The sequence below is a fragment of the Bacteroides caecigallinarum genome (assembly GCF_021531075.1).
GTDB classification, from domain to species: domain Bacteria; phylum Bacteroidota; class Bacteroidia; order Bacteroidales; family Bacteroidaceae; genus Phocaeicola; species Phocaeicola caecigallinarum_B.
Window position 1 is genome coordinate 1 of record NZ_JADYTJ010000141.1, and the last position, 761, is coordinate 761.

Annotated in this window: 1 protein-coding gene; it reads right to left on the reverse strand. The window is 51.5% G+C overall.

Features of this window, described 5'->3' with window-relative positions:
* Nucleotides 1-761: TraG family conjugative transposon ATPase (locus I6E11_RS14730; protein WP_235338843.1), on the reverse strand; the 761-nt coding region annotated here is incomplete at both ends.

A 761-nucleotide genomic window follows, 5' to 3' on the forward strand; every position in this document is an offset into this window, starting at 1 on the left:
TCACCGCCACGGTAGAACGGTTCCAGCACGTTCAGGAAACCGTCGATGTCAAAATCCTTCTCACGGACTTTCTTCTCCTCAATCATCCGGCGGTAGTCATCACGCACAAACTCGTAGAATCCGTTGAAATCGGGTCTGACATCCCTGTTTTCCGTTATCCTGCGGATATATGCGTTCACCGCTCCCGAAAGGGCCACTTCTTCCGAACGTCTTGGGGCTTCATCCTCACGTTTCCAGAGTGTGAGTATCAGTGTCTTGATGCTTTCACGCTTTTCCACGTCAAATTCCCCGGAATCCGTATAGAACGGATTGAAGGCGATGGGATTGTCCTCCTCATAGGTGATATAGATACCGTCATCGCCATGTGTCCGGTCATGAATCAGGCTGCAAAGTCCCTGATAGCTGTTTCCGGTATCCACCAGCAGGATATGGGTACCCTGTTCATAATACTGGCGGACAAGGTGGTTCGTAAAGAAAGATTTACCGCTGCCGGAGGGACCGAGTATGAACTTGTTGCGGTTGGTGATGATTCCCTTGCGCATGGGCAGGTCACTGATGTCCAGATGAAGCGGTACGCCGCTCTGCCTGTCCGTCATACGGATACCGAACGGGCTGGGCGAACTGCGGTAATTCGTTTCCGAAGCAAACAGGCAGACAGCCTGTTCCAGAAAGGTATAGAAACTTTCCTCAGCCGGAAAATCGCCCGCATTGCCTGGAATACCAGACCAGTACAGCACCGGAGTATCTATCGTGTTGTAATG